Genomic DNA, 280 nt, shown 5'->3' on the forward strand with positions numbered 1-280 from the left:
ACGCCGGACGCCAGCCCCATCATCTGCCCAACGCCAGTCGACGGGCTCTATCTAAACGGTGGCTGGTGCTATGGCGGCTTCAAGGCCACCCCGGCCTCAGGATGGTGCTTCGCGCATACCATCGCCACCGGAAAGGCGCATCCGCTCAGTGCCGGCTACGCCCTTGATCGCTTTCGCACCGGACGCACGATCGACGAGTTCGGCGTCGGCCCGTTCGCCTGGCTGCAATAACCGAGAGACCCAAGATCATGCTACGGATCGAATGTCCCTACTGCGGTAC

1 pseudogene is annotated in these 280 nt (G+C 63.2%); it reads left to right on the plus strand.

Annotation, left to right across the window (positions count from 1 at the left end):
* Positions 1–231: pseudogene (locus tag EN807_RS35035) on the plus strand (sarcosine oxidase subunit beta); the annotation flags it as partial.
* Positions 232–280: the final 49 nt, after the last annotated feature.

The organism is Mesorhizobium sp. M5C.F.Ca.ET.164.01.1.1, assembly GCF_004792125.1.
Taxonomy (GTDB): domain Bacteria; phylum Pseudomonadota; class Alphaproteobacteria; order Rhizobiales; family Rhizobiaceae; genus Mesorhizobium; species Mesorhizobium wenxiniae.